The following is a 14,819-nucleotide window of genomic DNA, read 5'->3' as shown; positions in this document are numbered from 1 at the left end:
AATTTCATTAATTCTATGGGCAAGGTTTTAGTTCTCTATTATTCCAATGAAGGGCATACTAAAAAAATGGCAGAATTTGTAGCCGAAGGTGCAAAAGAAATTCCCGAAACAGAGGTGCGTCTCAAATCTATTTATGAAGCAAATAAAGATGATATTTTCTGGTGTGATGGCCTTGCACTTGGTTCCCCAACTTATCTTGGTACTGTTGCCTCCGAAATGAAAAAATTCTGGGAAGATTTGCTTCCATACTGGCAAAAATTAGATGGTAAAATTGGTTGTGCATTTAGCTCTCAAGGCGGCTGGGGTGGTGGAGCAGAATTAACCTGTCAAACTTTAATGAACATTATGATTAATTATGGATTTCTAGTTTTTGGTGTCACTGATTATTCTGGTAAACAATTTACAGCTCATTATGGAGCAACTCAAGCTGGTGAACCTCGACAAGAAAAAGAAATTGAATCTTGTAAAAGATTAGGAAAAAGATTAGCTGAATGGGTCGCTGTTTTTGTTGATGGTAGAAAAAATTTACACCCTTTGAATAATTTATATAAAAGAAATCCCTGGGATTAATTTTTCCCACACCTCAAAATAATTTTTTAACACTATTCAAAAATTAATTTCATTCTCGATAATAGGAATAGAATTAGTGTTTTTTTGTCTAATTGGAGGAAATATGTTCAAAAAATTTAACGACCTTAAAATTATTTACAAAACAATAATAATTGTTGCTGTTGTTGCGATTGTAACAGGAATAAATGCTTATCTGGCTTATAGAAATTTAGATGAAGAAGAATTAGCTGTTAAAACACTAGGTTACAATATATTACCAGGAGTACAATCGCTTATAACTCTATATCAAGCCGAAGCTTCTGTTTTAGCAGCAGAGAGAGGATTATTAAATCAAGATTTAAAGGACGAAAAAGTTCGTCAATCGATTTATGAATCAATCCCTGCTGCATTTAAAAGAGCTGAAGATGCATGGAAAATTTTTGAGTCATTAGAAAAAGATGAAAAGGAAAAACAAATATGGGAAAAATTTGTAAATGATTGGAACAACTGGAAAGAAACACATCAGGCAGTTATGGATTTACAAAAAAGGATAGATAACTTAGCATCACAGAATTTAGATATAGAAAGGAATAATGAATTAATAGAATTGAGAAAGAAATGCAATGAATTGTCAATAGAAGCTTTGAAAAAATTTGATACAGCAAAATTGAACTTAAAAGAACTCGTCAATATTTACGATGAAAAAGCTTCACAATTTAATCAAGCTACTTTAAGTTCAATTTCTGATGCAAAAACAAAAACTTTGGTTTTTATTTTAATAACTACTGTTATCATTTTTGTTCTTATTCCAGTTATAAGAAAAATAATTATTGACCCTATAGTATTACTCGATGCAGGTGCTAAAGAAATAATTAATGGAAATTATGATGTTGCACTTAAAAGTATAAACAGTAAAGATGAAATCGGAAATCTTTATTTGTCTTTTGAAACCATGATTAGGAAAATTAAAGATGAAATTGCAAGAGCAACAAGTTTTCAAACTGGTGTTAATGGAGCATTTTTTATTGTTGATAAAGATTTAACCATTAGATTTATAAATCAAGCTGCTTGTGATATTGTTGGATTTAATAAAAGTCCTGAAGAAATTATTGGTAAATTGAAAGTTAAAGAAGTATTTGGTACTGACTCGGTAAGTAGAAGAGCTGTTGAAGGAATTTTCATTAAAGGTGAAAAAATATCATTGAAAAACAGAAACGGCGAAGATATTCCAGTGCTTGTTCAATCTGGAGCAATTTATAATAGCAAAAAAGAAATTGATGGCAGTTTTGTATTCTTTACAGATTTAAGAGAAGTAGAAGAAAAGAACAAAGAATATTTAAAAGAGCAGATAAAACCAATTGTTGAAATTATTGAAAATTTAGCCAATGGAGATTTTACAGAAGAACTTGAATTAAAAAATGATGATGTATTGTATGAATTAGGCCTAAAGATAAATAAAATGATAAGAGAATTAAGAAGTGTACTTGAAAATGTTAAAGAAGCAATTCAATCAACAGCAAGTGCAGCAGAACAAATATCTTCTTCATCAGAAGAAATGGCTGCGGGTGCTCAAGAGCAAAATATTCAGGTAAGTGAAGTATCTCGTTCAATTGAGCATATGACAAGAGCAATAATTGAAATGTCGAAGAACATAACAGAAGTTGCACAAATGTCACAGAAATCAAGTCAGTCAGCAAAACAAGGCACTGAAAAAACCTATGAAACAAAAGAAGGAATGAATAAAATTGTTCAGGCTTCGCAGGAAACTGCACAAATTATTGCTTCACTTACAAATAAAACTGACCAAATTGGAGAAATTACAAAAGTGATTGATGATATTGCCAATCAAACAAATTTACTTGCTTTGAATGCTGCAATTGAAGCCGCAAGAGCTGGGGAACAGGGAAGAGGTTTTGCTGTTGTTGCCGACGAAGTGAGAAAACTTGCAGAAAGAACTACCAAAGCTACAAAAGAAATTGCCGAGACAATTAAATCAATTCAGTTGGAAGTAAAAGAAGCAGATAAATCGATGGCTAATGCTAAATCTTCAGTTTATGAAGGAATGAAATTAACAGAAGAGATTGATATGACACTTCAGGAAATTTATCAATCTGCTAAATCTGTATCCGATTTAATTGATAATATCGTTGCATCAAGTCAAGAACAATCAATTTCTGCTGATGAAATAAGCAAGAATATCGAAAATATTGCAAGTGTAACAGAACAAAGCACAACAAGTACAGGACAAATTGCGAGTGCAGCAAATAACCTTGCAAGATTAACTTCTAATCTTGAAGATTTATTCAGTAAATTTAAGGTTGGAGAAAAAACTTTATCTTATTCAAGAGAAAAATTTATGCTCGAGAGAGCGAATGCATAAAATGTTAAAAGGTGTCTAAAAATTTAGATTTAGTAGAAAAGTCCCAAATTAGAAAGACCTGCCTGAACAAGCAGGTCTTTTATTGTAAAATTATTTTTTAGTTAACTTCTTTTACTTTTCGATTAACACTACTTCAAAAGTCAATTCTTTTTCATCGCGTAAAATTGTTACATCAACTTTATCACCTGGTTTATAGTTTGATATTGCATACATGAAATCATAAATATTGCTAATTTTTTTAGGACCAAACTTGATAATAATATCACCACTCTTTAATCCGGCTTTTTCTGCTGGTCCCCCCTCAGTAACACCAGAAATTTTATAACCCTCACCATTGTAGCCAAATTCCGGAATTGTTCCGACTGTAACTCTTGAACGAGTTGATGTTCTTTTTACAGTTTCGGAGACTTTTACAAAATCTATTTTTGCATCATAATTTTGGATTTCATTTGCAATATCAAATACAAATTTTATTACATCTGATGCACCATCATAATTGATTTTATCTGCATCATCAGATGGTCGATGATAATCCGAATGTATACCTGTAAAGAAAAAAAGCACCGGAATATTTTTATTGAGAAATGCTTGATGGTCACTACCTCCAGAGCCAGCATCACTTAAGTTTAACTCGAAATTGTATTTGTTGTTTTTATTAAGCATATCTTTCCATTTTGAAGATGTTCCAGCTCCAATAATCGTAAGATTTTTTTCAGAATCCAGTCTGCCTACCATATCTAAATTTAACATTGCAATAATATTTTCTTGTGGGATTGGTAAATTATTAGTGAAATATGTAGAACCAAGTATTCCTAATTCTTCTCCCGAAAAAGCAATGAAAATAATACTTCTTCTTATCGAATCTTTTATTGAACTAAATTTTTCTGCAAGTTCAAGTAAACCTGATGTGCCTGAAGCATTATCATCTGCACCATTGTGAATTTGTTTATCTTTACCTTTATATAATGAAGATGATAACAACTGGTCAATTCCAAGGTGGTCGTAATGAGCACCGATAACTAAATATTCATTTTTGAGATTTGGACTATTGCCTTCGAGATAGCCTGCAACATTTCTTGCTTTCTTTTCTATTTCTTTAACTTCAGTTGCAATTGAAATTGTTATATCATCAAATTCAATTGAATGTGGTTTCTTTTGTGAATCAATCTGTTTCTGAATTTCAGAAAGAATTAATCCTTTCTGTTCAAAAATATTTTCAATGAATTCTCTTTTAACCTGAACAACCGGGAAATTTTTAATTCCGGGTGCTCCATCATATGTTAGTTGAATTAATTCATCATCATTCTTTTTTTGATTTACAAAAATAATTGCAGCTGCTCCTTTCTCCTTTGCTATTAAAGCCTTAAATCTCATTGAAGAATATTTCTCAAATTCAGATCTTGCACTATCATTCTCAGGATTCGACCTTAATACGATAACAATTTTTCCATATACATTTATTTTTTCATAATCATCATAATTAAGTTCAGGGGCTGAAATTCCATATCCTGCAAAAATTACATTTGATTTTGCATTACCATTTCCAGAAAATGGTGCGGTTATAAAATCTTTTTTGATAATTAATTTTTTTGAATAAAGAGGTGTCTTAATTAGAACAGAATTATTTCTGGTTAATTCTATTTTCTCAATAAATGGGAATTCCTGAAAATACGAGTTATTAAAAAGTGGTTTTAATCCATATGCAGCAAACTGTTCTTTAATATAATTACCAACTTTTCTTTCCTCATTGCTCCCAGTGAATCTTCCTTTCATTTCATCTGATGCTAAATAAAATAGATGGGCTTTCAAATCTTTTGGGGTTATTTCAGAATCAATCCATTTCTTTTGTGAATATGTAATGGTAGTTATTAATGATAGAAAGATGATAAGATATTTTCTCATGATTAACTCTAAATTAATGATGTGCAAATTTAAAGAGGAATATGAACAAGGAAAAATTCTTTAGCAGTTTTTCCAATTTTCGTTGCCTGTTCAATAGTCATATGAAGTTCCGATGTTGATTCATCAAAGGCACCAGCTTCGATAATTGCTAAATCCGAGCCTTTTGCCATCTTAACAAGATTTTCGCAGTATGCAGTATCTCCTCCATAGCATATAGTTTTAGTGTCATAAAAAAATTTATAACCAAGTGAAGGAACTTCAATGAATTTACCATCTGGACTTACTTCTCTGTGATTAACCTTGAATGGTTTTATTCTAATTGAATTTCTTGTGAATTGTTTTTCATTAATAATTGGTTTAAGAACAATCTCATAAGAAAGCTCTTTGCCATAAACTTCTTTGAAAGCTTTATAGATACTTTCTATTTCAACACAACCTTTAGGGTAGTAAATTGAAAGCGGAAGTCTTCTTCTCAATACTGATAAGTAGGTTAAAAGGGACCACACACCTCCTACATGGTCGTGATGACCATGACTTATAAAGATGTCAGATACTCTAAGAATTGTTTCTGCTCCAACATCTTGAGTCAAATCTCTCAGTATTCCATCGCCGGGGTCAATTATAAAAGTTGTTTTGCTCGTAGTAAGAAGAATTCCAGTAGAAACATTTGGTATTGAGCTATAAATTTTTATAAAGAAATCATCCTTGCGCCAGATTAAAGGGTACTTATGAAAATCTTTTTGTTTCATAAATTAAACTATAATTTGTGCTACAATTCCGCCAATTAAAAAAGCTGTTATCCATGTTCCAATCCAGATAGAAATTCCTTCTTTCAAGCCTCTTTCTTTCAGCATAACAACAAATGATGCTATGCATGGAACAAACAAAGTAATAGTTATGATTGCAACAGTTATTTGCATTGTAGTTAATTTTAAATCAAATAAACCAGCTGCACCAAAATCTCTTCGAACCATTCCCATAACAAAGGCATTGGCAGCTTCCTTAGGTAATTTTAACCAGTAAGTAGTAATAGGAGAAAGTAAATCCTGCCATATAAAAAGTAAGCCTGTAATTTCCATTAAACCTACTGCTAATGCACTAACAAAAAACCAGAAACCTGCTTCTTTCATAAATCCTAAACTTCGATAAAATGTTTTTTTCAAAATATTATTGAGTTTAGGAATTCTCATAATAGGGAGGTCAATCAATAATGGAGAACTTTCGCCGGGAAGAAGTTTATTCAAAATGGTCGAAAGTATAATTAATACACTACCAATTACGGATACATAAATTAATAGTGGAGTAATTCCTGCACCGCTTAGCAAAACAGTAATAACTGCTAATTGAGCAGAACATGGAATAACAAATTGAAGTATTGCAGTAACAATAGATTTTTCTCGCTCACTTCCAAGAAGTCTTGTAGTAATATTTGCCATTGTAATGCATCCAAACCCAAGGATAATTGGAATTACAGCTTTTCCATTTAATCCTATTCGGTTAAAAGATCTATCCAGCATAGTTGCAAGTCGAGGTAAATAACCGCTATCTTCTAATAAAGCCATAACAAAATAAAAACTAATAACAAGTGGGAATAACAGAAATAGAAGATAGGTGGTGGTCATTGTAATGACTCCAAATTCCCCAAATAAAAGTCTAAGTAATGGATTATAAAAATGGAAATTAATTTCTACCGAGTCGTTAGTTGATAAATTTTTAAATTCATTTCTAAGATTAATATTTTTTTTCATTCCATCCGGGAAATAAAAATTTTTTGTGTCTATGACTTTTTCTTCATCATTCAATAAATCGACAGTTATTTTGCATTGAGAGTAATCAGCAATTAAAGATTTTAAGTTATATTCAAAAAATTTTTTTCCAAGAGTGTTTTCTGTAAAATCAACAACTCTTTGAGATACAAAATCACCAACAAAGAAATAAACTAAAATCAACATTAGAAAAAGAATTGGTATACCAGTTTTAGGATTTAATGACATTCTCCCGATTAGATTAAATATTTCTCCTTTTTTTGAATCTTCATGTTCAACTTGGTCAACAATATCATTTACTCTATTTCTTCTGCTTATATAAATTTTTTCTCTTGAATCTGATTTATCACTTTTGATGTTATACTTAACTGCAGTTTCCTCGTCGCCTTCAAGAATTAAAAGTGCTTCTGCTTGAGGGATTGATTTTTCCATTAATTGCTGAAGAAGTGCAAAAAGTTCGAGCTGTTGATTACCAATTTTTGCATTTTGAATTGCGTAGTCAATTTTGTCAAATCCATATTTTGAAATTGCAGATGTTTCAATTACTTCTACACCAAGCAGTTCTGATAAGAGTTCTGTATTTATTTTAATTTTTCTTTTCTTGAGTTCATCAGAAAAATTAAGCAGCACAGAAACTCTTTTGCCCATATCGATTAATTGAAGAGTAAGGAATAGGTCTCTTTCGAGGTGAAGTGCATTAACTACATTTAAGACAATGTCCGAAGATAAAATAATTTCTTTTGCAACTCTTTCTTCATCATTAAATGAAGAAACTCCATAAATTCCAGGGGTATCAAAAATTTCCTTGTCTTTATAAAAACTTTTGTTAATAGAAATTGTTGTGCCCGGGAAATTGGAGACATCAACGTACATTCCACTCAAATAATTAAAAATACAAGACTTGCCAACGTTTGGGTTGCCTACAAGAACTATTTTTTCTTTTAATAAGGTTTGAGAGACTTTATGGTTCTCAATCAATTGGTCGGCTGTATGCTGGTTTTCAAAATTTTCATAGCTCATAATTTTCACTGAAGAATTATTTTAATTTTCTTTGCTAAATCACTGCCAATGGCAATTTCTTGTCTATTTTTTTGAATTACAATTGTTCCTCCCGGTAATCGTTCAGAACATAAAACAGAATCACCTTCAGTAATTCCAAGACGAAGAAACTGTACTTTGTATTGACCTGAAGGCAAATTTAGAATTGTTACTCTACTTCCCTTTTTTGCTTTATCAAGTGTCATTTTTGTCATCTTTCCTCAATTTGCAGTTAGAATTGTTACATTTACCAAATATATAAAATGAATGACCTGAAGGTTCAAAACCAAGTTTTTCTGAAATTTCTTTGACAATTTTTTCAATAATAGGTTCAGAAAATTCTTTGATTGCACCACAATTTGTACATATTAGATGGTCGTGACTTTTTTTCCCATACTTTGCTTCGTATCTGGTTTTGTTCTCACCGAAATTTCTTTTTGCAAGTAAATCGCAAGCTGCAAGCAGTTCGAGTGTGTTATAAACCGTTGCTCTCGAAATGTTTGAGTTGTTGTTTTTCATTTTCAAATACAATTCATCTGCACCAAAATGTCCATCATATTCGAGAGCGTAATCAAGAACCTCGAATCTTTCCGGTGTAATACGGTGGTTTTCTTTTTTTAAATATCTTCTGAATTCTTCGTGAGCTGCGTTAATATCTAAGTTCATTTTTCATATAATTTAGATTAAGTCTACATAAAAATATCAACCATTTTCAAGAAAAGCAAATGTTAATATCTCTTTTATTAAATTAATTTGAGTATATAAATATTTCATTTAAGATTTTTTAATAATTTTATGAATGAGAATTCTTAAAATGAACTAAGCAATAAATATTGCTGTTTTTCTTTTGTAATTAAATTTACTAAAATGAATTTTTATAAATAGGAGGAGAAAAATGTCAAGAAATTTTGAATTAATTGAAAGAGTTGGTATATCATTAGAAAGTATTAGTGATGCAATTAAATCAGTAGTTGAAGAAGCAAATAAAGAAAAGAAAGTTGCCTGGTTCGAAGTTATTGAACAACGTGGTAGAATTACTTCTGAAGGTAAAATTGAATTTCAAGTAAAAGTGAAAATTGGAAGAAAAATTAACGAATAAAAAAGGAGGAAAAAATGTCACTTAAAGTAGGAGATATAGCCCCAGATTTCTCTTTAAAAAATGCAAATAATGAAGCTTTCACATTATCTGATTTCAGAGGGAAGAAAAATGTAGTAATTTTATTTTTCCCTGCAGTTGGAACTTCTGTTTGCGAAAAAGAATTATGTTCAACAAGAGACAGCATGAAAGATTATGAAAATCTTGATGCACAAGTATTAGCAATAAGTGTTGATGGACCTTTTGCTCAAAAATTATGGGCAGATAAACATCAATTTAATTTCCCTTTGCTCAGTGATTTTAATAAAGAAGTTTCACAATTATACGGTGCATTTTATGATGTTTGGCTTCCAGATAAATTCAACTTGAAAGGGGTTTCTAAAAGAGCTGCTTTCGTCGTTGATAAAAATGGAATAGTTCAATATGTAGAAGTTCTTGAAAATGCTGGTGAGGAACCAAACTACAATGCAATAAAAGAAACATTAAAAAAATTATCATAAATGCCGGGGATATTATGCTTGAAGTCGGTAAAAAAGCACCAAGCTTTACTTTGTTAGATATTAATGGTAAGAAAGTATCTTTAAAGGATTTTTTAGGAAGTAAAGTAATTCTTTATTTCTACCCTAAAGATATGACAAGTGGCTGTACTAAAGAAGCATGTGATTTCAGAGATAATTTCCCTAATTTTAGCAAGTTAAAAGTGCAGGTAATTGGTATTAGTCCCGATTCAGTTGAGTCACACAAAAAGTTTACTGAAAAGTACAATTTACCTTTTATTTTATTGAGTGATGATAAGAAAGAAGTGGTTCAGAAATATGGTGTGTGGAAAGAAAAATCTTTATATGGTAAAAAATATATGGGTGTAGAGAGAACTACTTTCATAATTGATGAAAATGGGAAGATAATTCATATTTTCCCTAAAGTAAAAGTAAATGGTCATGTAGAAGAAATATTAAAAGTACTAAAATCAAATTAAATATGATTTATGTAACCCGCAGAGAAGTCTTTAGTGCTTCCCATAGAATTTATAACCCAAATTTATCTGACGAAGAAAATTTCAAAATCTATGGGAAGTGTAGTAATCCTAATGGACATGGACATAATTATACTATTGAAGTGACTGTTATAGGAGAGATTAATAAAGATACAGGTTATCTTATTGATTTAAGTCAATTAAAAAATATTATTCGTGAAAATGTGATAAATAAACTTGACCACAAAAATTTAAATCTGGATGTAGAGTTTCTAAAAGACAAAATTCCTACTGCAGAGAATATTTTAATTGGAATCTGGGGTCAATTGGTAGATAAGATACCTAATGGGAAATTATATTCAATAAAATTGTATGAGACAGAAAATAATTATGTAGAATATCGAGGAGAATAAATTGAATCACGAAGTAGTTGAAGAAAGTGTAAGAACAATTCTTAAGGAACTTGGTGAAGATATTAATCGTCCAGGGCTATTAAAAACACCTCATCGAGTTGCAAAAGCATATGAATTTTTAACTCAAGGTTATCGCAAAAAAATTGAAGATGTTCTAAATGGGGCAATCTTCGAAGAAAAATATGATGAAATGGTAATAGTTAAAGATATTGATTTTTACAGTATGTGCGAACATCATCTGCTTCCTTTTTTTGGTAAAGTTCATATTGCATATATTCCAAATGGAAAAATTGTTGGATTGAGTAAATTGCCTCGAATAGTAGATGTTTTTGCAAGACGTCTTCAGGTACAAGAACGAATGACACAGGAAATAGCCGACACACTTGATAAATATCTTGCTCCTCGTGGTGTTGCTGTAGTAATTGAAGCCTATCATATGTGTATGATGATGAGAGGTGTACAAAAACAAAATTCAATTACTACTACAAGTGCAATGCATGGAATTTTTTCAGAAGATACAAGAACACGTTCAGAATTTCTAAACTTAATAGCTCTAAAAAGAATTTAATGGATAAACTCCAAAAAGCTGTCTGGATAACCGGTGCAAGTTCTGGAATCGGTAAGGAATTAACACTTGAATTTGCAAGAAAAGATGAAATTGTAATTGCAACTTCAAGAAGAGTAAATCTTATTGAAAATTATAAAAAAGAACTTGGTGAAAAGGAATCCAATATAATTCCAGTACAACTTGATATAGAAGATTTGAAATCAATCGAAAATTTTTATAAAAAGTTTTCAAAAGATTTTTTTATTGCTGCTTTAATTAATAATGCTGGAGTTACTTCCTTCAAATCTGCACAAGAAGATTCTCTCGAAGAGATAAAAAGAATTATTGAAGTAAATCTGCTTGGAGCAATTTATTCTATAAAAAAAGTTTTACCGCAGATGATAGAAATGAATTACGGAACAATTATAAATATACTTTCTGTAGTTACTCATAAAGTATTTTTAGGGAGCAGTGCATATTCAGCTTCAAAAGCAGGACTTTTAGCTTATACAAATTCTTTGAGAGAAGAAATTCGAGAAAATAATATTCGAATAATAAATATAATTCCCGGCGCTACTAAAACACCTATATGGAATAGCTCTGTTCTGGAAAAAAAGTCTCATAGAATGATGTCGCCAGAAGAAATAGCTAAACTTGTTTATTATGTATATTCTATAAAATCAAATTTAGTTACAGAAGAAATTGTTATAAGACCTATACAGGGAGATTTAGAATAAAAAAACCCCGCACTTAAGGCGGGGCTTTTTATTAACGGCAACCTTTCATTTTTAGTCTATCAAAAATTTTGTTTTTTATGATTACATGTTTACCATAACCGTAACTATTCCCCCAAAGTTTTGCCCATAGTTCTTTTTGTTCATCATTGAGTATTTTATAAACAGAAAGCCAGTGATTGATTGAAGCAATTCTCATTTCGGAAAGAATTTTGTTATTTGCTTGAACCAGATCGAGCAATTTTTTTTCATCAATTTTATTTTGAAGCATCATGTTTTTGATATCAATTCTGTTCTTTTGAAGCTGTGCTCTTAAATCAACCATCTTTTTTTGATGCTCACTCATCAAATTATTAAACTGTTTCTTTTGCTCGTCGGATAAATTTAGTTTATCGAACAGCCTATCACGCATCATTCTTTTATGAATCTGTATTCCCGGTAATTGTTCTTCAACGAATTGGTCATTTTGAATTGGATTATCAATGAAATCTTTTTCGATTTCAATTGCTTCATCATCAAAGTGATTGTCTAAATCTGCAAATAAATCTGGTTGAGCATATGTTGATATTCCAAACAAAAACAAAATAATGATTGAGAAATATGTTATTTTTTTCATTGCTGAATCTCCTGTTTTATTTTATTTGACGCTTTTTTGACATCAGTTTTTCATCGATAGTTTAATTAATTTTACTTATAGCAGAAACTTTTTAATGCAGTTTATTTTTAAACCACAATAAAAAAATATTTGTCTACACTTTTGAATCAAAGAGTTTAAATGAATTTAGATAACGATTTTGAACTTGTTCGAAAATTTAATGCAGGTGATGAATCTGCATTCAATGAAATTGTTAAGAAATATCAAAAAAAATATACTGGCATGCAAGACAAATGCTTGGTGACCATTTAGATGCAGATGAAGTAACACAAGAAGTTTTAATTGTATTGTATAAAAAATTAAAGACATTTAATTTCAAGTCGTCTCTTTTTACCTGGATTTATAGAATTGTAACGACAAGAAGTTTAAATCAAATAAAAAGAAATCAATTAAAAAAATTTCTTTCATTTGAAAATGCTAATGAAGTGGAACTTGCAGAAAAGAAAGATATAATTGATGACATCATTAATAAAGAAAAATTGGAAAAATTAAATAAAATATTGCAAAAGATTCCTCCAAAACAAAGACAGGTTTTTATACTTAGAAATTTTGAACAACTTTCTTATGAAGAAATATCAAAGATTACCGGGAAAAGTATTGGTGGATTAAAAGCAAATTATTTCCATGCGTTGAAAAAAATATTGGAGTATGCAAATGAAAAAGAATGAAGATTTGATATTGAAATACCTTTCAGATATGATGGATGAGAAAGAGAAAGCAAATTTTGAGGACAAACTAAAATCATCAGATGAATTAAATAAGGAATATGAAAGAACACTTTCTTTACTAAATCAATTTAAGGAATTTGAAAAATTACAGCTCGATGAAAGATATTTTGCTTCATTATTGCCAAGAGTTAATGAAAAAATCTATGCTAAAAAGAAAATTTCGTTTAATAGGAAATTGTCATATGTTCTTCCTGCAATAATAATTTTAATATTAATTTATATTATGTATCCAGCATCTTCGCCAACATTTGATGAAAATTTACAATCAATCACAAAAGAAATGGTTAATTATTATTCAAATAACTTAGATGAATTTACGACTGAACAAATAGTTCCTGTTCAATATGAAGAAAATTATGATGCAACATTTCTTGAAGATTTCGAGCTTCCAAAAGAATATATCAATAAGTATGTGCCAGCAATTTTTGAAGAGTCACAGGTTATAGATAAATTACCAGATGAGGATCTTTCTGCAGTTTATGTTAAATTAAGCAAGTTTAATATTCAATAGGTGAAACAATGAAAAAATTAATGTCGGTAATAATATTTGTTTTTATATTTTTTTTAATCAGTTATGCTCAGGAAAGAGAACAAATGTTCGAAAAAAGATTTGATGATAGAAAAATATTAAAGAAAATCGAACAGCTTGAAAAATCAAAGTTGATTGAGTTATTGAATTTAGATGAGGATACGTCAATTAGATTTTTTGCACGCCGAAATGAACATCAAAAGAAAATAAAATTAATTTTTGATGAAAGAGAAAAAATCATTCAGGATTTGAAAAAAAATCTAGATGAAGAAAAAAGGAACGATGCTTACTATAAAGAACAGGTAAGCAAATTAATAGATTTAGAAAACAAAATGTGCAATGAAAGAGAGAATTATTATAAATCACTATCTTCAATACTTCAGCCACAGCAAATTGCAAAACTTGCAGTCTTTGAATTTATGTTTAGAAAAGAACTAACACATTCAATTTTTAGAAAAATGCCTAAGGATAAGTAAAGAAAAATTTAAGTGTATTAAAGATGATGTTGCATTTTTTTATTATGCAGTATATCTTGCAACACAAAATTTGCGGAAGTGGTGAAATTGGTATACACGCTACTTTGAGGGGGTAGTGCCCGTAAGGGCGTGCGGGTTCGAGTCCCGCCTTCCGCACAAAACAAAATTAAACGAAGGTTAACAATGAATAAGAAATTAATATTATATTTTCCTTTATTAGTTTTTTTGTTAATATCAGTTGTAAATGCACAAGATATGCCTCCCGAAGCAGCAAAAGCTTATAATGAAGGAAATCAATATCTCAAATCCGGTAATTATGATGAGGCAGTAAAAAAATATAATGAAGCTCTGTTAACATCAAAAGATTATAGAATATATTATCAATTGGGAGTTACACTTAAAAAACAAAACAAGTTAGCTGAAGCTGAAGCTGCTTTCAAATCTTCAATTGAAAGTAATCCAAATTTTGATATAGCATATAATGGTCTCGGTGGTACTTATTTTCAGGGGGGGAAATATCAGGAAGCAGTTGAAAGTTTTAAAAAGTTTGAACAATTAACAAAACAGAAAACAATGAAAGAACAGGCTCAGCTAAATATTGCTCGTTCATATGTAAAATTAGCTGAAGCAAATAAAAAAGATGGAAATTATCAGAAAGCAATCGAAAATTTAAATGAAGCAATTAAATACAATAAACTCGATGCTGCATATGTTTTATTAGCAACAACTTATTATGAAAATGGTGAATATGACAAAGCAATTGAAGCAGCAGACCAGGTTATCAACATGAAAACAACTAATTTGAAAGGAGCAGCTTATTATTACAAAGCAATGGCATTTAAACAGAAAAATGATATTATAAAAGCAAAAGAAAATTTTGAACTTGCCAAGAAAGACCCGCAATATAGAAAATTAGTAGAGTATGAATTAAAGCTTCTAAGATAAACTTGAGCCCTCATTAAGAGGGCTTTTTAATATTACCAGATTTCATCTCAATTAATCGTATATTTAGAAAATCAGAACTTTTTTTGAA

At 30.1% G+C, this 14,819-nt stretch carries 19 protein-coding genes and 1 tRNA gene; 14 read left to right on the top strand and 6 right to left on the bottom strand.

The window, feature by feature from the left end; all coding sequences use genetic code 11:
- Window positions 1-15 precede the first annotated feature (15 nt).
- Together VJY32_RS10815 and VJY32_RS10810 are read left to right on the top strand one after the other, a co-directional pair.
- A complete protein-coding gene (locus VJY32_RS10815) occupies window positions 16-570 on the top strand; it encodes a flavodoxin family protein (protein WP_353677929.1) in 555 nt (184 codons plus the stop codon).
- A 103-nt stretch (window positions 571-673) separates the two neighbouring features.
- Window positions 674-2,929: a methyl-accepting chemotaxis protein gene (locus VJY32_RS10810; RefSeq protein ID WP_353677928.1), complete on the top strand. Its 2,256-nt coding sequence runs from the start codon at window positions 674-676 to the stop codon at window positions 2,927-2,929.
- A gap of 111 nt (window positions 2,930-3,040) precedes the next feature.
- Here the strand turns inward: VJY32_RS10810 and VJY32_RS10805 are convergent, their stop codons facing one another.
- The 5 genes from VJY32_RS10805 to VJY32_RS10785 are packed head-to-tail and all read right to left on the bottom strand — an operon-like array spanning window position 3,041 to window position 8,301.
- Window positions 3,041-4,831, bottom strand: coding sequence for a M28 family peptidase (locus VJY32_RS10805; protein WP_353677927.1), 1,791 nt, complete (start codon window positions 4,829-4,831; stop codon window positions 3,041-3,043).
- A 29-nt stretch (window positions 4,832-4,860) separates the two neighbouring features.
- Window positions 4,861-5,580, bottom strand: coding sequence for an MBL fold metallo-hydrolase (locus VJY32_RS10800; protein WP_353677926.1), 720 nt, complete (start codon window positions 5,578-5,580; stop codon window positions 4,861-4,863).
- A 3-nt stretch (window positions 5,581-5,583) separates the two neighbouring features.
- Entirely contained in the window at window positions 5,584-7,617 is a 2,034-nt protein-coding gene (locus VJY32_RS10795; protein WP_353677925.1) for a FeoB small GTPase domain-containing protein, read from the bottom strand.
- Between the two features lie 5 nt (window positions 7,618-7,622).
- Entirely contained in the window at window positions 7,623-7,850 is a 228-nt protein-coding gene (locus VJY32_RS10790; RefSeq protein ID WP_353677924.1) for a FeoA family protein, read from the bottom strand.
- Window positions 7,831-8,301 carry a Fur family transcriptional regulator gene (locus VJY32_RS10785; RefSeq protein WP_353677923.1) on the bottom strand — a complete coding sequence of 157 codons (471 nt, stop codon included), beginning with the start codon at window positions 8,299-8,301 and terminating at the stop codon, window positions 7,831-7,833. The genes VJY32_RS10790 and VJY32_RS10785 overlap by 20 nt, the downstream gene beginning before the upstream one ends.
- 229 nt (window positions 8,302-8,530) lie before the next feature.
- Here VJY32_RS10785 and VJY32_RS10780 point away from each other — a divergent pair, with 229 nt between their 5' ends.
- From VJY32_RS10780 to VJY32_RS10755, 6 genes are read left to right on the top strand one after another with little or no spacing between them, the layout of a single operon-like run.
- The gene (locus VJY32_RS10780) at window positions 8,531-8,734 is read left to right on the top strand and encodes a dodecin family protein (protein ID WP_353677922.1); all 204 of its coding nucleotides are present in this window, start codon (window positions 8,531-8,533) and stop codon (window positions 8,732-8,734) included.
- Window positions 8,735-8,748: 14 nt separating this feature from the next.
- The gene (locus tag VJY32_RS10775) at window positions 8,749-9,231 is read left to right on the top strand and encodes a redoxin domain-containing protein (protein ID WP_353677921.1); all 483 of its coding nucleotides are present in this window, start codon (window positions 8,749-8,751) and stop codon (window positions 9,229-9,231) included.
- Window positions 9,232-9,245: 14 nt separating this feature from the next.
- Window positions 9,246-9,707, top strand: coding sequence for a thioredoxin-dependent thiol peroxidase (bcp, locus tag VJY32_RS10770; protein ID WP_353677920.1), 462 nt, complete (start codon window positions 9,246-9,248; stop codon window positions 9,705-9,707).
- A 2-nt stretch (window positions 9,708-9,709) separates the two neighbouring features.
- On the top strand, window positions 9,710-10,117 hold the full coding sequence (locus tag VJY32_RS10765) for a 6-carboxytetrahydropterin synthase (protein WP_353677919.1): 408 nt from the start codon (window positions 9,710-9,712) through the stop codon (window positions 10,115-10,117).
- Between the two features lies 1 nt (window position 10,118).
- Entirely contained in the window at window positions 10,119-10,685 is a 567-nt protein-coding gene (gene folE, locus VJY32_RS10760) for a GTP cyclohydrolase I FolE (RefSeq protein ID WP_353677918.1), read from the top strand.
- Window positions 10,685-11,401 carry an SDR family oxidoreductase gene (locus VJY32_RS10755; RefSeq protein WP_353677917.1) on the top strand — a complete coding sequence of 239 codons (717 nt, stop codon included), beginning with the start codon at window positions 10,685-10,687 and terminating at the stop codon, window positions 11,399-11,401. Before folE ends, VJY32_RS10755 begins: the two co-directional genes overlap by 1 nt.
- Before the next feature lie 31 nt (window positions 11,402-11,432).
- On the opposite strand, the gene VJY32_RS10750 is transcribed toward VJY32_RS10755, so the two are convergent.
- Window positions 11,433-12,014, bottom strand: a complete 582-nt coding sequence (locus VJY32_RS10750) for a Spy/CpxP family protein refolding chaperone (protein WP_353677916.1) — start codon at window positions 12,012-12,014, stop codon at window positions 11,433-11,435.
- A 159-nt stretch (window positions 12,015-12,173) separates the two neighbouring features.
- Here VJY32_RS10750 and VJY32_RS10745 point away from each other — a divergent pair, with 159 nt between their 5' ends.
- The 6 genes from VJY32_RS10745 to VJY32_RS10720 all read left to right on the top strand — a co-directional run bounded on the left by VJY32_RS10745 (window position 12,174) and on the right by VJY32_RS10720 (window position 14,731).
- Window positions 12,174-12,305, top strand: coding sequence for a hypothetical protein (locus VJY32_RS10745; RefSeq protein WP_353677915.1), 132 nt, complete (start codon window positions 12,174-12,176; stop codon window positions 12,303-12,305).
- A complete protein-coding gene (locus VJY32_RS10740; RefSeq protein WP_353677914.1) occupies window positions 12,287-12,721 on the top strand; it encodes an RNA polymerase sigma factor in 435 nt (144 codons plus the stop codon). The genes VJY32_RS10745 and VJY32_RS10740 overlap by 19 nt, the downstream gene beginning before the upstream one ends.
- On the top strand, window positions 12,708-13,292 hold the full coding sequence (locus VJY32_RS10735; RefSeq protein WP_353677913.1) for a hypothetical protein: 585 nt from the start codon (window positions 12,708-12,710) through the stop codon (window positions 13,290-13,292). Before VJY32_RS10740 ends, VJY32_RS10735 begins: the two co-directional genes overlap by 14 nt.
- An 8-nt stretch (window positions 13,293-13,300) precedes the next feature.
- A complete protein-coding gene (locus tag VJY32_RS10730) occupies window positions 13,301-13,786 on the top strand; it encodes a hypothetical protein (protein WP_353677912.1) in 486 nt (161 codons plus the stop codon).
- 72 nt (window positions 13,787-13,858) lie between these two features.
- Window positions 13,859-13,942 (top strand) — tRNA-Leu (locus VJY32_RS10725).
- Between the two features lie 27 nt (window positions 13,943-13,969).
- Window positions 13,970-14,731 (top strand): tetratricopeptide repeat protein, encoded by a 762-nt coding sequence (locus VJY32_RS10720; RefSeq protein ID WP_353677911.1) that lies wholly within the window; start codon window positions 13,970-13,972, stop codon window positions 14,729-14,731.
- Window positions 14,732-14,819: the final 88 nt, after the last annotated feature.

Origin of the sequence: Rosettibacter primus (genome assembly GCF_036860675.1) — a bacterium.
Taxonomy (GTDB): domain Bacteria; phylum Bacteroidota; class Ignavibacteria; order Ignavibacteriales; family Melioribacteraceae; genus Rosettibacter; species Rosettibacter primus.
Note: the sequence above shows the minus strand (reverse complement) of the source record. Positions and strands in the feature narration are given on the sequence as shown.